Here is a 21,918-nt window from a genome sequence, read left to right as displayed (position 1 = left end):
GGCGTGGACGATATCAACACAAGACGAGAATCACGATGAAAAAGCAGAAGACGATCGGGACGGCATCGAAGATGCTGCTTGCATGGGGACTGCCGGCGCTCGCCGGCGTCTCGCTGACGGGCGTCGCGCACGCCGACGACGCAGCCCCCGCGCCGCTGACGGTCGCGCAGGCCGCGCCGGCCGCCGGCACGGGCACGGCCGTTGCGCAGGCAACGACCCCGAACGCCGTTATCAACGCCGAGGCGACCCAGGCCGTCACGCCGCCCGATGAGCCGTCGGCCCAGTCGAAGTCGAAGGGCTTCATCGCCGACAGCCACCTCGACTTCCTGTTCCGCAACTATTCGGACGTGCTCGACAACAAGGGCGGGCCGCATCGCCACGCGTGGGTCCAGGGCGCGATGGCGAACTTCGAGTCGGGCTACACGACGGGCCTGATCGGCATCGGCTTCGATGCGTCGCTGTATGCGGCACTGAAGCTCGACGGCGGCGCGGGCGCAGGCAACATGGTGCACGTGGCGAAGGGCGGCGGCGGGTCGAACCAGCTCGCATGGGCCTACCCGGGCATCTACGACATCAAGGCGCGCATCTCGAACACGGTGGTCAAGTACGGTTTGCAGGCCGTCGACAACCCGTTCATGGAGCAGCACGACAACCGTGCACTGCCGCCGACGTTCCTCGGCGCGACGATCGTCAGCAATGAATTCAAGAACGTGATGCTCGAGGCCGGCAGCTTCACGAAGACCGATGCGCGCGGTCATACGACGCTCACCAACCTGACGACGCAATACGGCGGCACGCGCGTCAATCGCCTGTCGTATGTCGGCGGCACGTGGGATTACTCGCCGAACGGCGAAGTCGCGCTGTACGCGAACCAGGCCGACGACGTGTGGCACCAGTACTACGCGTCGGTGAAGCACAGCATCGGCAGCCCGCAGACGATCAAGTGGACGGGCTTCGGCAACGTCTATTCGACGCACGACACGGGCGATGCGCTGCAGGGCAAGATCGACAACAATGCATACAGCCTGTCGGTGGCTGCGCAGCACGGCCCGCACGAACTGCTGCTCGGCTTCCAGCAGGTGCTCGGCGACCAGTTCTTCGACTACCTGAACGAAACGAACGGTATCTTCCTGACCAACTCGATGGACGTCGACTACAACGCGCCGCACGAAAAGTCGCTGCAATTGCGTTACACGTTCTACGGCAAGGAAGCGGGCCTGCCGGGCTTCAAGGCAATGGTCTGGGGCGTGACGGGCTGGGGTGCGGACGGCAGCGCGGGCGCGGCGAACGACCCGACCAAGTCGAGCATCTACTGGAGCAACGGCGCGCCGGTGCAGGGCCGTCACCACGAGTTCGGCTTCATCCCGTCGTACACGTTCCAGAGCGGCAAGCTGAAGGACACGAAGGTCACGTTCATCGCGATGTGGCACACCGGTTCGATGCACTCCTCGGACGCGACGAACAAGGAGTACCGTCTGGTCGTGAACCTGCCGCTGCACGCGTTCTGATCGAAGGGGGGCGCACGTCCCCCGCATCGCGCGGCCGGCCTGCGAGCAGTGCGATCAGGCCGGCTTGTGCAACCCCGCGACCGGATCGTTCGCGACGGGCATCTCTTCCGCGAGCGACGTGAGCTGGCGGCCCGTATCGCGCCATGCGTCGAGGCCGCCGCGCAGCGCGAGCGCATCGGTGAAGCCTGCGTCGAGCAGGCGCTTCGCCATCAGCGCGGCCGTCACTTCGTTCGGACACGAGCAGAACACGACGAACTTCTGCGTGAGCGGATAGCGCGCGGCGATGTCGCCGATCTGCCGCTCGTCGGCGAACTGCGCACCGGGAATCGTGAACGGGTCGAGCTTGCGGTGCTCGGGCGAGCGCACGTCGAGCACCACCGGTGCGGTGGCGTCGCGCAGCAGCAGGTCGAGTTCGTCGACGCCGATCCGTGCGTTCGCGAGCTGGCGGATCAGCGCGCGGCGGCGCATCCAGCGCACGGCCGCATAGATCGCCAGCAGCGCGACGATGACCAGCAGCACCGCGCGGCCGAGGTGGCTCGCGCCGGCGAACAGCCAGTCGATCTGCCGGTAGAACACGATTCCGGCCACCAGTCCGACGATCGTCCAGACCGCGGCGCCGAGCGCGTCGTAGCCGGCGAACGTGCGATAGCGCGTGCCGAGCGCGCCGGCCATCGGCACCGATACGAGCGACAGCCCGGGAATGAAGCGCGCGACGGCGAGCACGCGCACGCCGTAGCGGCCGAAGAAGCGCTCGGTCTTTCTTACACAGGTATCGCGCGACAGCGACAGCCGGCAGATCGTCTTCAGCGTCGTGCCGCCGTAACGCCGCCCGGCGACGTACCAGACGGTGTCGCCGATCAGTGCGCCGAGCACCGACAGCGCGACCACCGTGACGAGCTGCGAGCCGATCATCGCCGGATGCATCGCGGACATCGCGCCGAACAGCACGAGCGTCGGCATCGCGGGCACCGGCAAGCCGATGGCCGCCGCGAGCACGTTGGCGAACACGAGAAGCGGCCCGTACTGGGCGACGAGGTCACGGAGGAGCATGACGGCAGGCCGAAAAGGAAATGCGTGGGCAGGAAACGCAGATGGGCCGATTATCGGCCATTTTCAAGGCAGCGGCGGGAATGACGCAAAGCGCCTGACGGCGGCAGGGGAATGCCGGTGAGCCGGCGCGTTGCGCGCGGCTCACCGTGCGAAATCAGGAGGGGGTACGGGCGAGCGACGCGGCGCCATGGTTTTCGCCGGGCAGCTCGGCGCCGTGCGAGCGGATCGCCGCGATCAGTTCGGCCGGCGTGATCTCGTAGCGGACCTCGCGGTGGATGCCGGGCTTGCGTTCGTCGATCTCGATCAGCAGCACGCTCTTGCCGTCGCCGGTTGCTTCGAGCCGGAGCGAACGCAGTTGGCGGCCGTCGGTCGCGTCGTGTTCGGTGAGCAGGGTCATTGCCCCGGATGAGCCGGTTGTGCGCATCGAACCTATCCTCGTGTCGTGGGTGCCGTAACGGCGAAGATGCGTTTGTTGAATACAGCTTGTCGCAGTTTAACGCGAACGGGCCGCGACACGGAGCATTTTCGTTGGGGCGAAATGAGGGTTGTACCGCACATCCTTCTGATGTTTGACCCGCGCCGGGCGGGCGTTTCAGCCCGATCGCGCGCGGCCGCGGCCGGCGCCTCACCGGCATTCTTGGCCGGGCCTGCGCGGGCGGCGACACGCGGTGCAACACGCGTCGCCGCATCGCCGCGGCGGCGTCAGAAGCGGTCGGCCAGCCCCATCGCCGGGTCGCTGACCGAGTGGCGGCCCGTTTCGACGCGGCCGGCCACGCGGCGCGAGAAGCTCGCGTCGCTGTCGGCGGTGACGATGAAGTCGTACCAGTGGCCGGTCGAATCGAGCTTCCAGTGCAGCTCGGACTGGTCGCCGGCGTGCACCGTGACGGTCCACGTGGTGTCCGTGCCGTTGCCATTGCCGTAATAGTGGCCCTGGTTGTTGCCGCCCTCGTTGCCGTGGCCATGACCGCGATCGTCGTTCGCGCCGCGGCCGGGCAGCGGCCCGTAGACCTGGTTCGACTTCACCGTGAAGCGCACCGTGCCGCCGCCGTCGTTGCGCAGCCGCAGGTGGAGGTTGCCGCTCGCGCCCGCATAGCCGACGCGAACTTCCGGACGAGGCGCGCGGGCGCCGGCCAGGCGGCTCAGGTCGCCGGTGAAGCGGCGGTGATAGCCGTTCGGGCCGAGCACCCACAGGTCGTATTTGCCGCCGTTGTCGGCGCGCGCGGCCCAGTCGCCGTGCAGTGTCTTGCCCGGCTCGACGACGTAGCGCCGCGGCAGGCGGTCGAGGTGCAGCTTGTCATAGACGTGAAACACGGCGGCGGCGCGGCCCGTGTTCGCGAACTTCAGCGTGACCGTGCCGGTGCCGGCATCGGTGCGCGCGCTCGCATGCAGCTCGTACGGCAGCGCGCGCGACGGGCGCACGCCGGTGGCCTGCGCGGGCAGCGCCGGCGCGGCCGGCGGCACGATCTTCGGCGCAGCCTGCTGCGCGGCGCTCAGCGCGTCGACCTGGCTTTTCGTCGTATGGCCCGCGAGCGTCGGCAGCGGCTCGTTGTTCGGCGAGCGGAAGTTGAACGCGCTCGTCAGGTCGCCGCACACCGCGCGGCGATACGCGCTGATCTGCGGTTCGGCAACACCGAAGCGCTTCTCGAGGAAGAGCAGCGTCGACGTATGGTCGAACACCTGCGAATTGACCCAGCCGCCGCGGCTCCACGGCGACACGACCCACATCGGCACGCGCGGGCCCGGGCCGTACGGGCGGCCGTCCGCCGCCGGCTGGCTCGACGTGGCCGGCGCGAAGTCGTGGTATTCGACGGCGACGTCGGCGTCCCGCAGCGTATGGCCGCCCGCGAGCGTGCCGTCGGCGTTGCGCGACGGCACGGCCGGCGACGGCATGTGGTCGAAGAAGCCGTCGTTCTCGTCGAAGTTGACCAGCAGCACCGTCTTGCTCCACACCTCCGGGTTCGCCGTCAGCGCATCGAGCACGGCCTGCACGTACCAGCCGCCCTGCGCGGGGCTCGACGGTCCCGGGTGTTCGCTGTACGCGGACGGCGGGATGATCCACGACACTTCCGGCAGCTTGCCGTTGCGGATGTCGTCGCGGAATGATTCGAGAAAGCCGTACGGCATCGTGTTGCCGAAGCCCTTCGCGAGCGGGCTCAGCGGATCGTCGATCGCCGGATCGTAGAACGCGCCGGCCGCCGTCACGGGCTGCGTGATGTCCGTCGACGCGACGTACGAGGGCCGGCGCGCGGCCGGCATCTGCTCGATCGCCGCGCGCCAGTGGCGGAAGCTCATCATCTCGTTGCAGCCGAAATTGTCGATCAGGCTCTGGTAGACCTTCCAGTTCACGCCGGCCTGCTGCAGCCGGTCGGCATAGGTCGTCCAGGTCCAGCCCTGGCTCGACGGGCCGATGTCGTTGCCGCCGTTGAACTGGTTGTTCAGCGCGGCGATCTTTACGCGGCTGCCGTCGGCCGGGCTGATGCCGTTCGGGCCGTTGGTGCCGCTCCAGTAGAACAGGCGGTTCGCGATCGTGCCGGTGTGCATCCCGCAGTGGTAGTGGTCGCACAGCGTGAACGCATCGGCGAGCGCGCGCTGGAACGGCACTTCCGCCGCGTCGTAATAGCCCATCGACAGCGGCGTTTTCGCATCGGGCCAGCGGTTCATCCGGCCGTGATCCCATGCGGCCTGCGCATCGGCCCACGCGTGCGGCGTGCCGCCCGCGCGCTGCGCGTTGCCCTGGCTCGCGTCCAGGTGATACGGCGTGCAGGTCGTGGCGGGCGTCGCCTTCGTGTACGTCTGGTAGAACACGTCGCGGCCGTTCGGCGACGGCACCGCGAAGCGGTCGCCGTAGCCGCGCACGCCCTTGAACGTGCCGAAGTAGCTGTCGAATGCGCGATTCTCCATCATCAGCAGCACGACGTGCTTGACGTCCTTGATGGTCCCCGTTTCGTGAAATGCGGGAATGGCGAGCGCGCGGCGGATGCTCGGCGGAAACGCGGACAGCGCGGCGGCGGCGAGGCCGGAAGTGGCGGTCTGCTGAAGGAATTTGCGGCGTGACGTCATGGCGTTCGGATCCTGTGATGGTGGGAGCGTTCGTGACTTCGTCTGGATGCGCCCGTGCGTCGTCCCCTTGGGACGATCCGCGACGCGTGTGCGTGCGAGTACGTCGGCCGCGCGTGGCGGAGCTGCGCGCATCGCGCGACGTGTGGCGTCGAGCGGTGTCGCGGATGCATCGGCCGTCGTCGCGGTCCTGCGCGCCGCGCGCTCGTGATGCGCGGGCAGGACGTCGGCACACACCGGCCCGGCGCATGCCGGGCTGGGCGGCGCCCAGTCTAGGGAGCCGACATGACGTCGACGTGATGAAGAGATGACATCGCATGTCGTGCGCGTGACGTTGTGTGCGCAACGATTATTCCGGGTGCGATGCGTGGCGGAAGCGGGTAAGGAATTACCGATCGCCGCGTGCGGAACCGGTCATATTTTTCCGAATCGCAGCCTGCGGCGTGATCGTGTGTCGTTGCAGATACAACGGCATCGCGCGACGACGTGTCGCCCATGTTTCAAATGCATGAAATCGGCTAAGCTCGAAACGTTGCTGCGCGTGTGCGCAGTCCGCGCCGCCGGCGCGACTTTTCGGACCGGCCCACCCATGACCGACATCAAGATCCGGCACAGCGAGACGCACGACGTCGACGCGATCCGGCAGATCGCCGCCCATCCCGCGGTGTACATGAATACGTTGCAGCATCCGTTTCCGTCGCTCGAGAAATGGCAGCAGCGGCTCGAAAACGCGCGCGAGCGCGGCGTGAGCCTCGTCGCCGAAATCGACGGTGCGGTGGTCGGCCACCTCGGCCTGCATCCCGAGCCGAATCCGCGCCGGCGCCATGCGGCGGGGCTCGGCATGATGGTCGACGCGGCCCGTCACGGGCGCGGCGTCGGCAGCCGGCTGCTCGCGGCCGCGATCGATCTCGCGGAAAACTGGCTGAACATCACGCGTCTCGAGTTGACCGTGTTCACCGACAACCGCGCGGCAATCGCACTCTACGAGAAGCACGGTTTCCGGATCGAAGGCGAATCGCCGGGCTATGCATTGCGCGACGGCGCGCATGCGGCCGTGTATCACATGGCGCGGATCAAGCGCCGGCAGTGAACGGCCGGCCGGCGCGGGCGTGACGAAACGCGTGGCCACGGTGCCGCGCGTCATATTCATTCGAGAATTCGTTCGTTTTCCGCAGGCTGCGCCGGTCGTATCGTTGATCGATTTGCCGGTCGCTTCGGCCGGCGTGCGCTTTTTTCGCGTCGATGCGCGTGCCATGCGCCGCCGCATTCCGGCGTGCGTCTCGCCGCACGTCGGTGCGCTTCATCGTTTCATGAACATCGCTTCATGGTCATCGTTTCGCACGACACATCTTCCCGCAACCGTCTCTTTCAACGGAACCTGCCTCGATGAAAACCGCTCTCCGGAATCTGACTGCCGCCTGCCTGTTCGCCGCCGCGGGCGCGGCGTTTGCCGCTGCCGCGCCTTCGGGCGCCGCGGTGGCGAGCGCGTCGCCCGAAGGCGCGCATCTGCCGCCCGGCATCGCGTGGCAGCACGGCGATGTCGATGCCGCATTCGCGCTGGCGAAGCGCACCGGCAAGCCGCTGCTGCTGTACTGGGGCGCGGTGTGGTGCCCGTCGTGCAACCAGGTGAAGTCGACCATCTTCAGCCAGCAGGCATTCAAGACCCGCTCGTCGTTTTTCGTGCCCGTGTATCTCGACGGCGATACCGAAAGCGCGCAGAAGCTCGGCGAGCGTTTCAAGGTGCACGGCTATCCGACGATGATCCTGTTCCGCCCCGACGGCACCGAAGTGACGCGGCTGCCGGGCGAGGCCGATCTCGACCGCTACATGCAGGCGCTGTCGCTCGGGATGACGGCCGCGCATCCGGTGCGGCAGACGCTCGCGACTGCGCTGAAGAACGGCGCGTCGCTGACGCCGGACGAATGGCGCCTGCTGGCCGACTATTCGTGGGACACCGACGGCGCACTGCCGGTGCCGGCCGATCGTGTCGCCGAGACGCTGCAGTCGCTCGCGCAACGCGCGCGGGCGGCCGGCGCGAAGGCCGAATCGGCGCGTTTCGCGCTGAAGTCGGCGGTGGTCGCCGCGTCGGACGATCCGGCGCAGGCCGGCGCGCTCGACAAGGCGGCGCTCGCCGATTCGCTGCGCGCGGTGCTGCACGATCCCGCGCTGGCGCGGGCCGATTCCGACGTGCTGGTCGCGGCGCCTGCACGCGTGGTCGCGTATCTCGGCGGCGACGACGCGCAGCGCGCGAAATTGCGCGGCGCGTACGACACGGCGCTCGCGCGCTTGTCGACCGACACCACGCTGTCGTCGATCGACAAGCTGATGGCGCTGCACGGCCGCGTGCTGCTTGCGCGCGGCGACGCGCGCAAGGGCGCGCCGCTCGCTGCGCCGGCGCTGGCCGACACCGCGCGCAAGCAGATTGCCGCGTCGGTGCAGGGCGCCGCGAATGCGTATGAACGGCAGGCACTCGTCAGCGAAGGCGCGGACACGCTGACCGACGCGGGGCTGTACGACGAGTCGGATGCATTGCTGAAGGCCGAGCTGCCGCGTTCGTCGACGCCGTATTACTTCATGTCGGGGCTGGCCGCGAATGCGAAGGCGCGCGGCGACAAGGCCGCGGCGCTCGACTGGTATCGCAAGGCATACGACTCGGCGAGCGGGCCGGCGACGAAGCTGCGCTGGGGCGCGACCTATTTTGCGAATGCGGTCGAACTGGCGCCGGACGACTCGGCGCGTATCGAAGGGATTGCCGCGAGTGTGCTCGCGCAGGCCGACAAGACCCGGGACGCGTTCTATGGCGCGAACCTGCGCGCATTGACGAAGGTCGTCACGCAATTGAACCGCTGGCGCAGCGGCGGTGCGCACGATGCGTCGGTCCGGTCGGTCGTGAAGCAGTTCGACGGCGTATGCGGGAAGCTGCCCGGGAGTGATCCGCAGGCAGCGGCGTGCGCGAAGCTGATCCAGTCCGTGAAGGCGTAACGACGCACGCGCACATCGTCGAGCGGGCCGGACGATAGATTACCGGCCCGACTCCGACGACGCGCCGCGATCGCTGCCGTATCCGGCGTCGTGCTCGCGGGCAATCTTCGCTTCGGCGGAAACGATGCTGGCCGGATAGAACCAGTCGCTCGACTGGAAGCCGGCCTGCTTGAGCGCCTTCACTTCGGCGTGGACCTGTGCGCGCGTCAGCGGCTGGTTCGACTGCGCTTGCGCGGCGAGCGGGGCCGATACGGCCAGGGCAAGGGCAACGGCTTGGATCAGGCGCTTCATGATCGGGACCTCCAGGATTTCGATGATTCGCCGCGCTTCGTTCGTCGAAGCGCCGGGCGACGTTGGAACCAGTGTAGGCCGGGGCGGGCGCGCGAAAAATGCGATCGCGCCCAACGCAGTGTTTTGCTGCGGGTAACAATGGGCAGGCGGTGGCGGGCGATGCCGGATGTCGACTTGACGGGAGTGACGGGCGAGGGGCGCCACGCGAGCCGCGCGGCGGTGCGGAGCCGACCGGTTCCGGCGAGCGGGGAAATGAAATCGGACCGGATGCGAACTCCGGAATCCATTCCGGTTCGCATGCGGTCCGATCGTGACAGGCCAGTCGGGCTTGCGGAGGCCTGCACGGCGATGCGGCAGGCCGGAAGGCGGCGTACGGGACGCCGCCTCATGCAGGCACTTACACGAGCCCCGTCGTGTAGTACACCGCGATCACGAAGAACACCGCGAGCGTCTTGATGACGGTGACCGCGAAGATGTCGCGATACGACTCGCGGTGCGTGAGGCCCGTGACTGCGAGCAGCGTGATGACCGCGCCGTTGTGCGGCAGCGTGTCCATGCCGCCGCTCGCCATTGCGACGACCCGGTGCAGCACGTCCATCGGAATGTTGGCTGCCTGCGCGCCCTTGATGAACAGGTCCGACATCGCGGCGAGCGCGATGCTCATGCCGCCCGACGCCGAGCCCGTGATGCCGGCGAGCGAGCTGACCGACACGGCCGCGTTGACGAGCGGGTTCGGGATGCTCTTCAGCGCATCGCCGACGACCAGGAAGCCCGGCAGTGCGGCGATCACGCCGCCGAAGCCGTATTCCGACGCGGTGTTCATCGCGGCGAGCAGTGCGCCGCCGACGGCGGCTTTCGAGCCGGCCGCGAAGCGGTCGCTGACGCGATTGAACGCGGTCAGCACGACCAGCACGATGCCGAGCAGCAGTGCCGCCTCGACCGACCAGATCGCGACGACGGTCTTGATCGACGTCGTCACCGGCGTGTGCACGCCCGGCAGCACGTCCGGCGCGACCGTGTACGACGCGGCGCCGTACCACTGCGGGATCAGCTTTGTGAACAGGAAGTTCGACACGCCGACGAGGATCAGCGGCAGGATCGCGAGCGCCGGGTGCGGCAGCGACGTCGCCTCGACGCGCTCCGGCTCGTTGACGAGCGACGTGCCGTAGCCTTCGCCCTTCGCCATCGCCGAGCGGCGGCGCCATTCCAGATAAGAGAGGCCGACGACGACGATGAACAGCGAGCCGATCGTGCCGAGTGCCGGTGCGGCCCACGCGGTCGTCTTGAAGAACGTGGTCGGGATGATGTTCTGGATCTGCGGCGTGCCGGGCAGCGAATCCATCGTGAACGAGAACGCGCCGAGCGCGATCGCGCCGGGCATCAGCCGCTTCGGAATGTTGCTCTGGCGATAGAGTTCGGCCGCGAACGGATAGACCGCGAACACCACGACGAACAGCGACACGCCGCCATAGGTGAGCAGCGCGCACACCGCGACGATCACCGCATTCGCGCGCGAGCGGCCGATGTAGCGGATCGCCGCATGGACGATCGACTCGGAGAACCCGGACAGTTCGATCACCTTGCCGAACACCGCGCCGAGCATGAATACCGGGAAATACAGTTTGACGAAGCCGACCATCTTCTCCATGAAGATGCCGGAGAAGACCGGTGCGACGGCGGCGGGTTCGGTCAGGAGCACCGCGCCGAGCGCGGCGATCGGCGCGAACAGGATCACGCTGTAGCCGCGATACGCGGCATACATCAGGAACGCCAGCGCGGCGAGGACGATCACGAAAGACAAGGGGAGTCTCCTAATGGCTTTGGTTGTTGTTCGATCGCGCGACGCGCCGCGGACCGGCTCAGGTTCGTGCAGGTTTCGTGCCATCGGCCGGATTGCGCCGCCGGACATGGGTCCGGCGGAGACCGGCGGGCCCGCGCCGGTCCATGTCTGACGATTCTACAGAAAACGTCTCCATCCGGAGACGATCTGGCCATCCGGCCAGCCCGTGAAACCGGGCAGGGCTTTCCCGGACAAGCCGTTGTGGCGTGTCTCCGGAGTGAGATAATCCGTCTCGTTTCGGAGACATCCGGTCGAAAATACATGGAGACGAAGACACGATGATGAACGACTGGGCCCGCCTGCCCGTCAACTACGGCGACGTGCTGCGGCGCGCCGCCGAGTCGCTGTTCCGGACCTTCGAGGATTCGAGTGCGGGCACGGTGGTCGTCGATCGCGACGCGCGCGTCGTGTGGATGAACGAGCGTTACGCGGCGCGCTTCGGTTTCGCCGATCCGCAGCAGGCCGTCGGCCTCGACTGCGAGGCCGTGATCCCGAACAGCCTGATGCGCGAGGTCGTGTCGACCGGGCAGCCGATCCTGCTCGACATCATGGAGACGGGCCGCGAGCCGCTCGTCGTCACGCGCCTGCCGCTGAAGAACGAGGCCGGCGAGACGGTCGGCGCGATCGGCTTCGCGCTGTTCGACCAGTTGAAGACGCTTACGCCGATCTTTTCCCGCTACGTGCAGCTTCAGCAGCAACTGATCGCGACGCAGCGCTCGCTCGCACAGGCGCGCCGCGCGAAATACACGTTCGCGAGCTTCGTCGGCACGAGTGCCGCGAGCCTCGAAACCAAGCGCCAGGCGCGGCGGGCCGCGCAGGTCGATTCGCCGGTGCTGCTGCTCGGCGAGACGGGCACCGGCAAGGAGCTGCTCGCGCACGCGATCCACGCGGCTTCGGCGCGTGCGCTCCAGCCGCTCGTGACCGTCAACGTCGCCGCGATTCCCGACACACTGCTCGAAACCGAATTCTTCGGCGCGGCGCCCGGTGCGTACACGGGCGCCGACCGCAAGGGGCGCGTCGGCAAGTTCGAGCTGGCCGATCGCGGCACGCTGTTTCTCGACGAGATCGGCGACATGCCGCTGCCGTTGCAGGGCAAGCTGCTGCGCGTGCTGCAGGACAAGGAGTTCGAGCCGGTCGGCTCGAACCGGATCGTGCGCGCGGACGTCCGGATCATCGCCGCGACGTCGGCCGACCTGCCGGCGCTCGTGGAGGCCGGGCGTTTTCGCGCGGATCTCTACTACCGGCTCAACGTGCTGACGATCCACGCACCGCCGCTGCGCGAGCGGGCGTCCGACATCGCGGCGCTCGTGTACGCGACGCTCGAGGAACTGGCCGCGCAGCACGGACGCGCCGCGCACTGCGAGCTGACCGACGACGCGCTGCGGATGCTGTGTGCGTATCCGTGGCCGGGCAACGTGCGCGAGTTGCGCAATACGCTCGAACGCGCACTGATGCTGTCGGACCGTTCGGTGATCGATGCGCGTGCGCTCGCGCCGTTCCTCGGGCCGGTACGCATATCGGCGGACGGCGCATCGCCGGCGCAGCGTGTTGCCGCAGCGCCGGTCGAGCGGGGCGCGGGTGGCGCATCCGGTGCGCCGGTCGCTTCGTATGCCGATGCATTGGCGGCGTGGGAGCGCCAGTTCCTGATCGATGCGCTGGCGGCCTGTGACGGCAAGGTCGTGGAAGCCGCCGCGCGCATCGGGATCGGCCGCGCGACGCTGTACAAGAAGCTGGCGGCGCTGGGCATCGACCGGTAGGCCGATCGGCGGCGCCGATGCGGCGGGAGTTGAAGCATCGAACAGGAGAGCACGATGAAGCGGATCGGTATCGCAGGTTGGCTGACCCTGTTGCTGGCAACCTCCGCGCTCGCGCAGTCCGGCGACGCGGACGCGCCCGAGGCGCGACGCAACTGGTACAACGACCCGTTCGTCGCGCTGTCGCAGGACCTGGCCGAATGCCCGCTGCCGCTCGGCCCGTGGATGACCCGCGCCGAGATGACGGACGACGCGCATTACCGCGCCGAGCGCGGTACCACCTGCTGGCTCGCGCATCGCTGCACGAAACCGAATTCGTATATGTATGACGCGCCGATCGCCGATGCCGCGAAGGCGCACTTCGCAGGCTCCGATCGCCTGCACGGTACGAGCCTGTGGATCACCGTGCAGCGGCGTTTCATCTATGTCGAAGGATGCGCGGATACGGCGTTCGATCGGCAGGCGCTGCAACGCGAACTCGAGGCGCTTCCGGACGTCGAGCAGGTGTTCGTTCGCATCACCGACGATCCGCGCCGGAGCTTGCCGTACAAGGCGCGCGGGCAGCCGGGCCGCACGCCGAACTGACGACGGAAGGGCCGCGCATGGCATACTCGCGACATTCAAAAAATGGTTGACGGGAAGAATAATGAAACACATGCTTGCGTCGGTCTGTCGGTGGCCTCGGGTGGCCGGGTTGTTGGCTCTGGTTGCAGGGCTCGGCGGGTGCGGTGGCAGCGCGCCGCTGTTCACTTCGGACGGGCGCCCGACCACGCAGGTGCAATGCACCGGCAGCGGCTGGAGCAATTGCACGGACAATGCCCGGGCCATGTGCAACGGGGATTTCGAAGTGATCCAGCAATCGACTGATGACACCGTGCGAAATCTTCTCTTCGCATGCAAGAAGAAAAGCGGTTATTGATCCCGAAATGACCGGCCGAGGAGACCGCGATCGGGCGAAGCGCTTTTCTGTTTGCTTGGAGTCGTCTATTTTTCACGAATAACACTCACGGAGTCCCATCCATATGGCGACCTACAGGCAACTGACCGCGCAGCTCGAACGACTTCAGCAAAAGATCGACAAGGAACGCGAAAAGGCGATTGCCGACGCGATTGCCGATATCCGCGCGAAAATCGACGAATACGACATCACGCCGGAAGAGCTCGGTTTTCGTCCGGCAGGTACCGGCGCCGCCGCTACCTCGAAGCCGAAGCGCACGTTGCCGCCGAAATACCTGAATCCGAAGACGGGCGAAACCTGGAGTGGCCGCGGGCGCGCGCCGGCGTGGCTCGGCAAGAATCGCGCACGTTTCCTGATCAAGGACTGACTCCCGAAAATCCTCACCTTTCGTGCGTTGACCGACGGTGCGAACGGCCATGCGGCCGTCGCACCGTTTTGTTTTGGTGCCGTCGCCGTGCGATTCCCGCTGACGAATTGCAGTGCAATGCCGCACGATTAACGGATCACGTTTTGCGAATTCGCCGCGATTCGGCTGCTTATCGCGGTGAATTCCGGTAAACAACCGCGCAATTGCGCAGTGCATGCGCATTGGCATTCGCCATTTCCGCGGTGCCCGCCTGCCGCGGATTTCCATCACCTTTCGCGTGTTTGCGCGTTGTGCCGTGCAATTCCCGAAGATACTCACCATGGCTCCTGTAAATCCTCACCTTTGAGGAAGCGGCAGCGTTGCGCCATGTTGCTTGCGGCTTGCAGCGATGTCGCGTCGCGCTTGTGTTGCAGATCGATGGTGCGAGCGTTGACGTTCGTCGGGTAGTCGGCCGTTCGGCATATAGGCAGCCGCATGCGCTTCGCCTATGCTTGGGGTTCGCGTCGAGCGGCGCGCGGCCTGTCCGTGCCGCATGCCGCTCGGGCCGTCTTTCGTTACCGCAGGGAGCCGATGTGACCGTTCGCCATCTCGATGCGTTGTTCCAGCCCAAGTCCGTTGCGGTCGTCGGCGCGTCGTCGCGCGCGGGCAGTATCGGCGCGATGGTGTGGTCGCGCGTGCTCGACGGTGCGTTCGACGGGCCCGTGTGGCCCGTCAATCCGAAATATCGCGAGCTGGACGGGCTTACGGTCGTCTCCGACGTCGACCGGCTGCCCGCGCCGCCGTCGGTAGCCGTGATCTGCACGCCGCCCGCGACCTGGGCCGGCATCGTGCGCAAGCTCGGCGAACTCGGCACGCGCGTCGCGGTGATCGTCGGTGAGGCGCGCACGGATGCCGATCGCACCGCACTCGATCGCACGCTGAAGGCGGCGAAGCCGTTCGTGCTCCGTATCGTCGGGCCCGGCAGCCTCGGCGTGCTGTCGCCCGCGCGGCATGCGCATTTCGGCGCGCCGGCCTATACGGCGCGCTCGGGCGGCGTCGCGTGGGTGTCGCAATCGAATGCGTTGACGAACGCGGCGCTCGGCTGGGCCGATGCGCGAGGCCTCGGCTTTTCGCATGTCGTCGCGCTCGGCAGCGAGTCCGACGTCGATGCGGGCGACGTGCTCGACTATCTGGCGAGCGATCCCGGCACGCGCGCGATCCTGCTCGAACTCGATACCGTGCGCGCCGCGCGCAAGTTCATGTCGGCCGCACGTGCGGCCGCACGCAACAAGCCGGTGCTCGCGTTGCGCACCGGGCGCGCCGATCCCGGCGACGCGCTCTATACGGCGGCGTTCCAGCGCGCGGGGATGGTGCGCGTCGATGCGCTCGACGATCTGCTCGACGAGATCGAGACGCTCGGCGTCGGCCGTGTCACGGCGCGCGGCGCGGCGACGCTCGTGACGAGCGATGCGGGCGTCGCGAAACTGGCGGTCGATGCGGTCGCCGAGGTGCGCGACGTGCTGTCCGACTGGTCGCCGGCTGCAACCTCGGCCGTGTCGGCCGCGCTGCCGCATCTGGCTGCGCCCGGCAATCCGCTGACGCTGGGCGACGACGCGCGCCCCGAGCACTTCGCCGCGGCGATCAAGGCGCTCGCGCCGTTCCCGCAAACGGGCACGCTGTTCGTCGTCCATTCGACGTCCCACAGCGCGCCGGCCGATTCGGTTGCGCGCACGCTGATCGAATCGCGGCAGTATGCGCATCGCGGCATCCTCGCGTGTTTTTTCGGCGCGGTCGACGCGGCGACGCGCGATGCGCTGCACGCGAACGGCATTCCCGTACACACGACACCGCAGCGGCTCGCGCGCGCGTATGCGCGTCTCGTCGACTACAACCTCGGGCGGCAACTGCTGATGCAGACGCCCGAGGGCACGCCGCTGCAGCCGGCCGAGTGCGTTGCGTCCGCACAGGCCGACGCGCGCCGGATGGTCGAAGCCGGCCAGCATGAACTGGCCGGCGAAGCCGCGCTGCGCTGGCTGTCCCATTTCGGCCTGCAAGGCGAGCAGGCGGGCGAGCCGGCCGGTGCGAAAGTCGTCGATGTCACGGTCGACATGTACGACGATTCGAACTTCGGTCCGGTGTTTCGCTATGCCGTGCCGCCTGCGGACGGCGTGTCGGCGCCATTCGTCGTCTACGGCCTGCCGCCGCTGAACACCGTGCTCGCCCGCGCGGTGATGGAGCGCTCGCCATATGCGCGCCGCACGCCCGTCGAGCCGACGCTCGACGCGTTGACGGCGCTGTCGCAGGTCGTCTGCGACGTGCGCGAAGTCGTCGCGATGTCCGTCACGCTGCGTGTGTTGCCCGATCGCGCGCAGGTGATCGCGCCGCGCATCACGCTGGCCACGGGGCGCAGCCGGCTTGCGATCATGCCGTATCCGCGCCACCTCGAGCAGACGCTCGAGTGGCGCGGCGAGACGGTGACGATCCGTCCGATCCGTCCGGAAGACGAGGCCGCGCATAACGAACTGCTCGGCGCGATGACGCCGGACGATCTGCGAATGCGCTTCTTCGGCGCGGTGCGCGGCTTCGATCATTCGCAGGTGGCGCGCATGACGCAGATCGACTACGACCGTGAGATGGCCCTCATCGTGTCGTACACCGATGTGTCGGGGCGCGACCATACGCTCGCGGTCGTGCGCGCGGTCGCCGATCCCGACAACGAGACGGCGGAGTTCGCGATCGCGGTGCGGCCCGATCAGAAGGGCAAGGGGCTCGGCCGGCTGCTGATGAACCGCATCATCGACTACGCACGCTCGCGCGGAACCGCATGGATGATCGGCGAGGCGCTGCGCGAGAACTCGGCGATGATCTCGCTCGCGAAGTCGTGCGGTTTTGAGGTGTCGACGACGGAGGAGCCGGGCGTCGTGGGTTTCAGGATGAAGTTGCAGCCGTAGCGTTCGTCGGCTGCGTGAAGCGCGGCGCGAGCGCATGCAGTCGATGGCGCCAATCCTTCACCGTGTTGTGCCTGTTTTCATTCAGAGGTGCAAAAAATTCGAGCCGGCATCTTGTACGAAACGCCCAAACGTATCGGGCTCGTTCGCTACGTCGATATCGACGCACGCATGGCGCCCGGAGGCGTTTGCTGTGTGCCGCATTATCGGCTCCGCACAGCCGTTTCACCCGATGCGTTCACGCGTATTCGCAACCGTGTTCCGGCCTCGCCAGTTCGGAATCACCGCAAAGGTGAGACTTTTCGGGAGCCGCGAGTGAGCTTTTCCGGGGAAGCGTGGTGAGCCGATACGGGGGCGTTCGGTGAGCCTTCCCGGGAACGGCCGGTGAGCACCTGCGGGAGACGCTGGTGAGCCTTTCCGGGACGCGTTGGTGAGGGTCTGCGGGAGATGTCGGTGAGGACATTCGGGAGACTTTGGTGAGGGTCTCCAGGAGCCTTGGGTGAGCTTTTTCGGGAGGTGTTGGTGAGCGTTTGCAGGACACCAGGGTGAGACTTTTCGGGAGCGTGCGGATGCACGGCACCCGCGAGCGCGGCGCCGGCCAATGCCGGCGTCACATACGGGTGCGGGCACGCATGAACCGTGCCCGCGATCAGATTCAGGCAGCGAGTTTCGACGCCGCGTCGTTCACCTGGTCGCGCGAAATCGCGAGTTCCTCGAGGTGCGGATCGGCATAGACGGCGCCGGTTTCGCGCTCGAGGCGGGCGATCGTCAGCGCGCAACGCGCGGTGTCCTTCGGCATCGCGATGAAGCGCTTGACCGACTCGCCGGACGTGAATGCTTCGAACAGCGCGCCGCGCACGTCGTCCGGAAGCGTCTTGGTCCACTGGTACGGCTTGCCGTTGAACGTAATCGACGGCGGCAGCGTGCGTTCCTTCTTGGTCGCCGTGATGAGCCCGTAAGTGCGGGCCGCGTCGCCGATCTGCTCGGGCGAGAAGAGCTCGTCGGGCGTGATGTCGAACTGCTCGATGTAGTTCTCGATCGCCTGCATCGCGGCGGCACGATCGTCGCGCTTCTTCTGCGCGCGCGCGACGATATCGCGCAGCTCGTCCGCCTCCTCGGGCGTGATCGTGAAGCTTGCCTGCTTCTGCTGAAGTTCGGAGAAACGCTGGAATTCTTGATCGTTCAGAAGTTTGGCCATGACATCCATCGGACACGACGGCCGCGACAACCGGCCGCCGTAGTTTTTGAGAGGGCCGCTATTCTAGCGTAGCGCCGTGAGCGCACGATATGGCGCCGTGGATCGTGCACTGCACTGGTGTCGCGCGCGACCGGGCAGGCGCAACCGCGCCGGCCCCGTGCGCTTCGTTGAACCCGCGCGTCAGCAGGCCTCGATGCGGCCCATCGACAGGTGGGCGGCCGTGTCGCGCAGCCCTTCGACGGCGACGTCGACGGACGGCGCCGTGTGCGCATCGATCCGGCGCATGTACGGGCAGGTCAGTACCGCGATCGCATGGCCGGACGGCCCGAGGATCGGTGCGGTCAGGTCGGTCACGCCGTACGCCTGGCGGCTGTCCTGGCGCAGATAGCCGGACTGCCGGATGGACTGGCACGCATGCGCGAGTTCCTGCTCGTTCAGCGGCGCTTCGCCCCTGACCTTGCGATGCTCGGCCAGCATGTGCGCGCGCTGCTCGGCGCCCTGGAACGACAGCATCACGCGCCCCGACGCCGTATCGGCGAGCCCGACGCGCGAGCCGAGCCGGACCGACACGCCCCACGGGCCGGGCCCGTCGACCTGCGCGATCACGAGCAGGTTGCCGCGATCGTAGACCGACAGGTGGCACGACTGTTCGGTGGCATCGGCGAAGCGCTGCATCGGCGGCAATGCCTCGGCGATCAGCCGGTTCATCGGCGGATGCCGGTGCGCGAGCGCAAACAGCTTGAGGCTGAGCGTGTAGCGGTCGCCGCCGCTCGAGCGCATCACGTAGCGGCGTGCGACGAGGCGTTCGAGCATCCGGTAGATTTCGCTCGCGTTGCGGCCGAGTTCCTTCGTGATTTCGGTGCGGGTGAGTCCTTCCTTCTGCTCCGACAGGAGTTCGAGAATGTCGAGGCCTTTGTCGAGCGCGGGCGCGCGATAGCGGTCGCTTGCGGCCATCGATTCCCGTGCGTCGCAGCCGGGAAGCAGGTCGTTGGTTGTTTGCATTTTTAGTGTGAGGTTGGGGGATTACCGTCGATCGGTTGGCGACGCACGCTGGCCGGTTCTGCACGCGCATAAGTCGGCCCCGCGTATGGCGATGAAAACCATTTATACGAGCTTAGCAATAAACATACAGTGTGCAATGCAGCGTCCATTTACCGATCATTACCTGACAAGAACGGATTGGCAAACGTTTCCGATGACAGGGGCACCCCGAATAGCCAGTATTCATGTGCCGATGGCAGGCAACGGCGACATGCGCGGCGGATCGCTTTGCGTTGGCGCGTCCGATGTTGCGCCGCAGTGTCTGCAGGCGCACCAATAGTCGGTATCCGTCGCGCGTCATTTCACGGTGCGCGGCCGATGGTACAAAGGCTTGCGGGCCAGCGACGGTGCGGCCGCGCGTGAAGTCGGCCGGCATCGGCCGGCACGCGTCGCGGGTGCCGGGCCGTCGTCGCCGATGCGCAGACCGGCGGCCGCCCGTTCGATGCGCGCCGTGCTTTTCGTGCGGCGCCGCGATCGCTGCGTCCGCGCGACCCTCGCGCGTCGACGGCAGGCCGGATGCGGCGCCGACGCGCGCAATCGACGATCGACAATCAGTCCGGCGCGCGGCCGCGAATGGCCGCGTCGGCCGGTATCCTGTCCCATTCGACAACAGAGGTTGACCACGATGAAACTGCTTCGCTATGGCCCGTCCGGCCAGGAAAAGCCCGGTATTCTCGACGCGGACGGCCGGATTCGCGACCTGTCTGTGCACGCGCCGGATCTTGCCGGCGATGTGCTGTCCGACGCGGGTCTCGCGCGGCTGCGCGCGATCGATCCGGCCACGCTGCCGCTCGTGTCCGGCGAGCCGCGCATCGGCGCGTGCGTCGGGCACGTCGGCAAGTTCATCGGCATCGGCCTGAACTATGCCGATCACGCGGCCGAAGCCGGCATGCCGGTGCCGAAGGAACCGGTCGTGTTCGGCAAGTGGACGAGTTCGATCTGCGGCCCGAACGACGGCATCGACATCCCGAAGGGTTCGGTCAAGACCGACTGGGAAGTCGAATTGGGCGTCGTGATCGGCGCGCGGTGCAAGGACGTCGACGAAGCGAGTGCGCTCGATTACGTCGCGGGCTACTGCGTCGTCAACGACGTGTCCGAGCGCGAGTGGCAGATCGAGCGCGGCGGCCAGTGGGACAAGGGCAAGGGCTTCGACACGTTCGGCCCGATCGGTCCGTGGCTCGTGACGCGCGACGAGGTGCCCGATCCGCAGCGTCTCGACCTGTGGCTCGAAGTCGACGGCCACCGTTATCAGAACGGCAACACGCGCACGATGGTGTTCACCGTCGCGCAGTTGATTGCCTATCTGTCGCGCTGCATGACGCTGCAGCCGGGCGACGTGATCACGACCGGCACGCCGCCGGGCGTCGGCATGGGCATCAAGCCGTCGCCGATCTTCCTGAAGGCCGGCCAGATGGTGCGCCTGGGGATCGAAGGGCTCGGCGAGCAGTTGCAGCACACGCGCGGCGCACAGTAACCGCGCGAGCCGAGATCCCGTCGAGCGACCGCTGCAGGCGGTCGCCGGAAACCGGACGCCGACGTTGGCGTGTCAAAGCCCAGGGCCCGATTCCGCGCAATGCGGAATCGGGCCCTTGCCGTTTGTACGCGGTGTACGCGGGCGGGTCACACGACGTTGTCGAGTTCGCAATGCGCTTCCAGCCGATACCCGTCGGGATCGACGACGAACGCCGCGTAGTAGCCGGGGCCGTAGTGTTCGCGCTTGCCGGGCCCGCCGTTGTCCTGGCCGCCGTGCTCGAGCGCGGCGCGGTAGAACGCGTCGACCTCGACGGGCGAAGCGGCCTTGAACGACAGGTGCAGCCCCGATTCGGGATCGGCGGCGACGGGGCGGGCAGCGTGCTGCAGCCACAGCTCCGGTTCGGTCGTGCCGTACCCGATGGATCCGTCGTCGCTGTACAGCCGCTTGTAGCCGAGCGCGCCGAGCGTGCTGTCGTAGAACGCGCGGCTGCGGCCGATGTGGGCAACGCCGAAGGAAAGGTGATCGATCATCTGTTGGCTCCTTGAACTGAAGGGACGTCAGTGCAGCAAACCCGCTTACAAGCACCATGCCAGCCGCTTGTAGCGGAGCGCGCCGAGCGTGCTGTCGGAGAACGCGCGGCTGCGGTCGTTGTGGATAACTCCGCAGGAAAGGCGATCGATCATCTGTGGCTCCTCGAACTGAAGGGGGGGCGTCAGTGCAGCAAACCTTTTCGTAACCACCATGCTGGTTATGTTAGAAAGCGTCCGGACGCTTGTCAACCGGCATGGTGGTTAGATACGATGGCGCCATGAGCGATACGCAACCTTCCGTCACGATGGACTGCCTGATTCCGGCGCCGCCCGAAACCCTGAGCATCGATTTCGCGAACACGCTGTACTGGCGTGGCAGCGAGGCGCCGACGGAAACCTTCGGAACGATGGACGACCTGCTGTCGTGGTGCCGCGAGCAGGCCGGCGTGCCGGCCGGCCTGGCCGACCGGTGCTGTGTGCGCGGCGTGGAGGAAGGCGAGCCGGCGATGCTCGCGCGTGCGCTCGCGTTGCGCGAGGCGTTGTACCGGCTCTTTCATGCACAGGCCGAGCGGCACGAGCCGCAGGCCGACGATCTTGCGCTGCTCGGCGGCTTCCTGGCTGAAGCGTCGCCGCGCGTCGCGCTGACGCGTGTCGACGGCGGTTATGCGTGGCGGATCGGGGATGCTGGAGCAACGCTCGCGGGGCTGCTGAGCCCGGTGCTGTGGTCGGCGATCGACCTGCTCGGCGGCGCGCGGCTTGCGAAGGTCAAGCGATGCGCGAACGACGCGTGCCAGTGGCTGTTCATCGACGACAGCAAGAACGGCAGCCGCCGCTGGTGCTCGATGTCGTCGTGCGGCAATCGCGCGAAGGCGTATCGCCACTACCACAAGGCCGACTGACGAGCCCGTTCTGGCATGCGCCTGCGAGCGCGCCGAACCCGA

The 21,918-nt window shown here is 67.3% G+C and carries 20 protein-coding genes; 10 read left to right on the top strand and 10 right to left on the bottom strand.

Features of this window, described 5'->3' with window-relative positions:
- Positions 1 to 35: 35 nt before the first annotated feature.
- Complete coding sequence (locus MRS60_RS25860; protein WP_034181608.1) at positions 36 to 1,508, top strand: OprD family porin; 1,473 nt, start codon at positions 36 to 38, stop codon at positions 1,506 to 1,508.
- Between the two features lie 54 nt (positions 1,509 to 1,562).
- Here the strand turns inward: MRS60_RS25860 and MRS60_RS25855 are convergent, their stop codons facing one another.
- The 3 genes from MRS60_RS25855 to MRS60_RS25845 all read right to left on the bottom strand — a co-directional run bounded on the left by MRS60_RS25855 (position 1,563) and on the right by MRS60_RS25845 (position 5,618).
- Positions 1,563 to 2,558, bottom strand: coding sequence for a DedA family protein/thiosulfate sulfurtransferase GlpE (locus MRS60_RS25855; RefSeq protein WP_034181609.1), 996 nt, complete (start codon positions 2,556 to 2,558; stop codon positions 1,563 to 1,565).
- 154 nt (positions 2,559 to 2,712) lie between these two features.
- The gene (locus MRS60_RS25850) at positions 2,713 to 2,982 is read right to left on the bottom strand and encodes a hypothetical protein (protein ID WP_034181610.1); all 270 of its coding nucleotides are present in this window, start codon (positions 2,980 to 2,982) and stop codon (positions 2,713 to 2,715) included.
- Positions 2,983 to 3,260: 278 nt separating this feature from the next.
- Positions 3,261 to 5,618 carry a phosphocholine-specific phospholipase C gene (locus tag MRS60_RS25845; RefSeq protein WP_243565806.1) on the bottom strand — a complete coding sequence of 786 codons (2,358 nt, stop codon included), beginning with the start codon at positions 5,616 to 5,618 and terminating at the stop codon, positions 3,261 to 3,263.
- Between the two features lie 586 nt (positions 5,619 to 6,204).
- Here MRS60_RS25845 and MRS60_RS25840 point away from each other — a divergent pair.
- Positions 6,205 to 6,705: a GNAT family N-acetyltransferase gene (locus tag MRS60_RS25840; RefSeq protein WP_243565805.1), complete on the top strand. Its 501-nt coding sequence runs from the start codon at positions 6,205 to 6,207 to the stop codon at positions 6,703 to 6,705.
- Here the strand turns inward: MRS60_RS25840 and MRS60_RS25835 are convergent.
- Positions 6,689 to 6,919, bottom strand: coding sequence for a hypothetical protein (locus MRS60_RS25835; RefSeq protein WP_243565804.1), 231 nt, complete (start codon positions 6,917 to 6,919; stop codon positions 6,689 to 6,691). The genes MRS60_RS25840 and MRS60_RS25835 overlap by 17 nt on opposite strands.
- Before the next feature lie 82 nt (positions 6,920 to 7,001).
- Between MRS60_RS25835 and MRS60_RS25830 the strand changes: the two genes are divergently transcribed.
- Complete coding sequence (locus tag MRS60_RS25830) at positions 7,002 to 8,597, top strand: thioredoxin family protein (protein WP_243565803.1); 1,596 nt, start codon at positions 7,002 to 7,004, stop codon at positions 8,595 to 8,597.
- Between the two features lie 39 nt (positions 8,598 to 8,636).
- Here MRS60_RS25830 and MRS60_RS25825 read toward each other — a convergent pair whose 3' ends face one another.
- Together MRS60_RS25825 and MRS60_RS25820 are read right to left on the bottom strand one after the other, a co-directional pair.
- On the bottom strand, positions 8,637 to 8,888 hold the full coding sequence (locus MRS60_RS25825; RefSeq protein WP_105390566.1) for a DUF4148 domain-containing protein: 252 nt from the start codon (positions 8,886 to 8,888) through the stop codon (positions 8,637 to 8,639).
- Positions 8,889 to 9,285: 397 nt separating this feature from the next.
- Positions 9,286 to 10,689, bottom strand: a complete 1,404-nt coding sequence (locus MRS60_RS25820) for a GntP family permease (RefSeq protein ID WP_034181616.1) — start codon at positions 10,687 to 10,689, stop codon at positions 9,286 to 9,288.
- A 317-nt stretch (positions 10,690 to 11,006) separates the two neighbouring features.
- Between MRS60_RS25820 and MRS60_RS25815 the strand changes: the two genes are divergently transcribed.
- From MRS60_RS25815 to MRS60_RS25800, 4 genes are all read left to right on the top strand, one after another.
- Complete coding sequence (locus tag MRS60_RS25815) at positions 11,007 to 12,485, top strand: sigma-54 interaction domain-containing protein (protein WP_034181617.1); 1,479 nt, start codon at positions 11,007 to 11,009, stop codon at positions 12,483 to 12,485.
- 54 nt (positions 12,486 to 12,539) lie between these two features.
- Positions 12,540 to 13,067 (top strand): BON domain-containing protein, encoded by a 528-nt coding sequence (locus tag MRS60_RS25810; protein ID WP_034181618.1) that lies wholly within the window; start codon positions 12,540 to 12,542, stop codon positions 13,065 to 13,067.
- A 61-nt stretch (positions 13,068 to 13,128) separates the two neighbouring features.
- Positions 13,129 to 13,401: a hypothetical protein gene (locus tag MRS60_RS25805; protein ID WP_081938468.1), complete on the top strand. Its 273-nt coding sequence runs from the start codon at positions 13,129 to 13,131 to the stop codon at positions 13,399 to 13,401.
- 103 nt (positions 13,402 to 13,504) lie between these two features.
- Positions 13,505 to 13,807: an H-NS family nucleoid-associated regulatory protein gene (locus tag MRS60_RS25800; RefSeq protein WP_131947988.1), complete on the top strand. Its 303-nt coding sequence runs from the start codon at positions 13,505 to 13,507 to the stop codon at positions 13,805 to 13,807.
- A 314-nt stretch (positions 13,808 to 14,121) separates the two neighbouring features.
- Here the strand turns inward: MRS60_RS25800 and MRS60_RS25795 are convergent, their stop codons facing one another.
- Positions 14,122 to 14,283: a hypothetical protein gene (locus tag MRS60_RS25795; protein ID WP_181152217.1), complete on the bottom strand. Its 162-nt coding sequence runs from the start codon at positions 14,281 to 14,283 to the stop codon at positions 14,122 to 14,124.
- A gap of 96 nt (positions 14,284 to 14,379) precedes the next feature.
- Between MRS60_RS25795 and MRS60_RS25790 the strand changes: the two genes are divergently transcribed.
- Entirely contained in the window at positions 14,380 to 16,737 is a 2,358-nt protein-coding gene (locus tag MRS60_RS25790; protein WP_243565802.1) for a GNAT family N-acetyltransferase, read from the top strand.
- A gap of 652 nt (positions 16,738 to 17,389) precedes the next feature.
- On the opposite strand, the gene MRS60_RS25785 is transcribed toward MRS60_RS25790, so the two are convergent.
- Together MRS60_RS25785 and MRS60_RS25780 are read right to left on the bottom strand one after the other, a co-directional pair.
- Positions 17,390 to 17,941 carry a hypothetical protein gene (locus MRS60_RS25785; RefSeq protein WP_034181621.1) on the bottom strand — a complete coding sequence of 184 codons (552 nt, stop codon included), beginning with the start codon at positions 17,939 to 17,941 and terminating at the stop codon, positions 17,390 to 17,392.
- A 171-nt stretch (positions 17,942 to 18,112) separates the two neighbouring features.
- The gene (locus MRS60_RS25780) at positions 18,113 to 18,934 is read right to left on the bottom strand and encodes an IclR family transcriptional regulator (protein ID WP_105390563.1); all 822 of its coding nucleotides are present in this window, start codon (positions 18,932 to 18,934) and stop codon (positions 18,113 to 18,115) included.
- A 664-nt stretch (positions 18,935 to 19,598) separates the two neighbouring features.
- On the opposite strand from MRS60_RS25780, the gene MRS60_RS25775 reads away from it, so the two are divergent.
- Positions 19,599 to 20,447: an ureidoglycolate lyase gene (locus MRS60_RS25775; RefSeq protein WP_131947976.1), complete on the top strand. Its 849-nt coding sequence runs from the start codon at positions 19,599 to 19,601 to the stop codon at positions 20,445 to 20,447.
- 146 nt (positions 20,448 to 20,593) lie between these two features.
- On the opposite strand, the gene MRS60_RS25770 is transcribed toward MRS60_RS25775, so the two are convergent.
- Complete coding sequence (locus MRS60_RS25770; RefSeq protein ID WP_034181624.1) at positions 20,594 to 20,977, bottom strand: VOC family protein; 384 nt, start codon at positions 20,975 to 20,977, stop codon at positions 20,594 to 20,596.
- A gap of 254 nt (positions 20,978 to 21,231) precedes the next feature.
- Between MRS60_RS25770 and MRS60_RS25765 the strand changes: the two genes are divergently transcribed.
- A complete protein-coding gene (locus MRS60_RS25765; RefSeq protein WP_131947975.1) occupies positions 21,232 to 21,876 on the top strand; it encodes a CGNR zinc finger domain-containing protein in 645 nt (214 codons plus the stop codon).
- Positions 21,877 to 21,918: the final 42 nt, after the last annotated feature.

The organism is Burkholderia pyrrocinia (assembly GCF_022809715.1).
In the GTDB taxonomy this organism is placed as follows: Bacteria; Pseudomonadota; Gammaproteobacteria; order Burkholderiales; family Burkholderiaceae; genus Burkholderia; species Burkholderia pyrrocinia_C.
Note: the sequence above shows the minus strand (reverse complement) of the source record. Positions and strands in the feature narration are given on the sequence as shown.

Coding starts and splice junctions, on each gene's coding strand:
- MRS60_RS25860 (WP_034181608.1), top strand. CDS start 36: ATGAAAAAGCAGAAGACGATCGGGACGGCATCGAAGATGCTGCTTGCA.
- MRS60_RS25855 (WP_034181609.1), bottom strand. CDS start 2,558: ATGCTCCTCCGTGACCTCGTCGCCCAGTACGGGCCGCTTCTCGTGTTC.
- MRS60_RS25850 (WP_034181610.1), bottom strand. CDS start 2,982: ATGCGCACAACCGGCTCATCCGGGGCAATGACCCTGCTCACCGAACAC.
- MRS60_RS25845 (WP_243565806.1), bottom strand. CDS start 5,618: ATGACGTCACGCCGCAAATTCCTTCAGCAGACCGCCACTTCCGGCCTC.
- MRS60_RS25840 (WP_243565805.1), top strand. CDS start 6,205: ATGACCGACATCAAGATCCGGCACAGCGAGACGCACGACGTCGACGCG.
- MRS60_RS25835 (WP_243565804.1), bottom strand. CDS start 6,919: ATGAAGCGCACCGACGTGCGGCGAGACGCACGCCGGAATGCGGCGGCG.
- MRS60_RS25830 (WP_243565803.1), top strand. CDS start 7,002: ATGAAAACCGCTCTCCGGAATCTGACTGCCGCCTGCCTGTTCGCCGCC.
- MRS60_RS25825 (WP_105390566.1), bottom strand. CDS start 8,888: ATGAAGCGCCTGATCCAAGCCGTTGCCCTTGCCCTGGCCGTATCGGCC.
- MRS60_RS25815 (WP_034181617.1), top strand. CDS start 11,007: ATGATGAACGACTGGGCCCGCCTGCCCGTCAACTACGGCGACGTGCTG.
- MRS60_RS25810 (WP_034181618.1), top strand. CDS start 12,540: ATGAAGCGGATCGGTATCGCAGGTTGGCTGACCCTGTTGCTGGCAACC.
- MRS60_RS25805 (WP_081938468.1), top strand. CDS start 13,129: ATGAAACACATGCTTGCGTCGGTCTGTCGGTGGCCTCGGGTGGCCGGG.
- MRS60_RS25800 (WP_131947988.1), top strand. CDS start 13,505: ATGGCGACCTACAGGCAACTGACCGCGCAGCTCGAACGACTTCAGCAA.
- MRS60_RS25795 (WP_181152217.1), bottom strand. CDS start 14,283: ATGCGGCTGCCTATATGCCGAACGGCCGACTACCCGACGAACGTCAAC.
- MRS60_RS25785 (WP_034181621.1), bottom strand. CDS start 17,941: ATGGATGTCATGGCCAAACTTCTGAACGATCAAGAATTCCAGCGTTTC.
- MRS60_RS25780 (WP_105390563.1), bottom strand. CDS start 18,934: ATGCAAACAACCAACGACCTGCTTCCCGGCTGCGACGCACGGGAATCG.
- MRS60_RS25775 (WP_131947976.1), top strand. CDS start 19,599: ATGAAACTGCTTCGCTATGGCCCGTCCGGCCAGGAAAAGCCCGGTATT.
- MRS60_RS25770 (WP_034181624.1), bottom strand. CDS start 20,977: ATGATCGATCACCTTTCCTTCGGCGTTGCCCACATCGGCCGCAGCCGC.
- MRS60_RS25765 (WP_131947975.1), top strand. CDS start 21,232: ATGGTGGTTAGATACGATGGCGCCATGAGCGATACGCAACCTTCCGTC.